Origin of the sequence: Caballeronia catudaia, assembly GCF_001544755.2 — a bacterium.
Classification (GTDB): Bacteria; Pseudomonadota; Gammaproteobacteria; order Burkholderiales; family Burkholderiaceae; genus Caballeronia; species Caballeronia catudaia.
The window spans coordinates 1-1,587 of sequence record NZ_FCOF02000127.1 but is presented as its reverse complement, the minus strand read 5'-3'; the positions used below and the strand labels follow the sequence as shown (position 1 = coordinate 1,587).

Genomic DNA, 1,587 nt, shown 5'->3' with positions numbered 1-1,587 from the left:
GCTCACCTTCGTCGGCATTTCGCCTCCCTGTCGCGTTGAAAGGGCGAATAGGTAGCATGGCGAAGCAATCAACCGTTTACCCGCGCAGGAGACGGTTAGCCCGCGGACGAACGGCATCGCACGTCGTTGCGGAATGTGGATAACTCGGCAGCGCGCAAGTGCCTAGAAAACGTGCAAACCACGCGCCGCCCGCTGCGCGTTAATCTGCGCGCCTTCCCCACGGTGGGGACAAAAACTATCCACACGTCGACATACTGATAACGAACGTTATGTTAAATATGGGTATGAATGATGCCATTATTTCCTCATTGTGATTACATATGCTAGGCTCACGTTCCTTCACTCTCACGCGCGCGCGAAACGCCATGACGCCCGATGACTTCCACGCAGCACTGGCCGAACTCGGCTGGAAGCAATCTGACTTCTGTCGCATGACGGACACCACCAAGAACACGCCGAGCCGATGGGCGACCGGCGCCACGCCGATTCCCGGATGGGTGCCGCACTATCTCGACATGGCGCTGAAAATTCGGCGACTGGCGGCGCTGATCGAGCCGCCGAAGGTCTGAGACTGTTGAATTTTCGGGCACGTGTACGCGTGCGGGCGCGCGAGGATCGCCGAGTTTTTTGACACGTATACGCGCGCGCGATAGCCGACCCGAATCGGCACGCTGCCGGGAGAACTGAGGGCGCGGAAACCTTGCGGCCCGCCGCGATCACCCCCGAATTCTCCGACGCTTACGCGCGCGCGAGGCCGGCGCGGATCGGCACGCCACCAGGGGAAGAACTGAGGCGTTGACCTTGGCGGCCGGCCGCGATGGACCGGAATTCTTGGACACGTGTACGCGCGCGCGGGGGCGCACGCCGTCTGCGTGTGGCAGCGCCTGAAGGTGCGAGCAACTGCGGAATCGATTCTTGTCGACGGCCGTGGTTACCACGATGGTTACCACGGTTTCCGAGGTTCGCGCCGCCGAGGTTCGCACACTGGTTCGCATCGAAACGACACGCTCAGAAATGCTCAGGTGCGAGCGCAATCTGTTGAGGAAAGTGGAGGTCCGAATCGTGTCACCCGGCCGCCTGATCGATCGGAATCACCTTCGCGCCTGCTTTGATGCGGTCGAGATAGTCCGCCCACGTCTGCATCATCGCGCGTCGCTCTCGGATGAATTTGGTCCGGTTGTAGGCCGAGCCGAGATTGTCCGGGACCGCGTGCGCGAGCTGGTGCTCGATGACTTCCGGTTTTTGCTCCAGCTCTTCATGCAGGATCGTTCGCGCCGTCGCGCGGAAGCCGTGGCCGGTTATCTCCGTGCGCGCGTCGTAACCGAGTCGCCGGAGCGCCGCATTGATCGCCGCTTCACTCATCGGCCGCTGTGCCGAGCGCGCGCCGGGGAATACGAATCGACCGCTGCCGGTGAGAGCGTGCAAGGCGCGCAGAATCACGACAGCTTGCGCGGCGAGCGGGACAAGGTGTTGCGTCTTCGTTTTGCTGACGAGATACCGCCATTCGCCTTTGTCCAGATCGAATTGAGTCCACTCGGCCTGACGCAACTCGCCCGGACGAACGAAGAGCATCGGAGCGAGTTTCAA

The 1,587-nt window shown here is 61.6% G+C and carries 2 protein-coding genes; one reads left to right on the top strand and one right to left on the bottom strand.

Going from position 1 to position 1,587, the window contains the following annotated elements; all coding sequences use genetic code 11:
- Nucleotides 1-365: 365 nt before the first annotated feature.
- Entirely contained in the window at nt 366-569 is a 204-nt protein-coding gene (locus tag AWB75_RS36390) for a hypothetical protein (RefSeq protein WP_061128737.1), read from the top strand.
- A 496-nt stretch (nt 570-1,065) separates the two neighbouring features.
- On the opposite strand, the gene AWB75_RS36385 is transcribed toward AWB75_RS36390, so the two are convergent.
- On the bottom strand, nt 1,066-1,587 hold a 522-nt coding region (locus AWB75_RS36385; protein WP_143746704.1), incomplete at its 5' end, for a tyrosine-type recombinase/integrase.

Excerpts from the sequence above, each read along its gene's own strand:
- AWB75_RS36390 (WP_061128737.1), top strand. The coding sequence starts at position 366 with ATGACGCCCGATGACTTCCACGCAGCACTGGCCGAACTCGGCTGGAAG.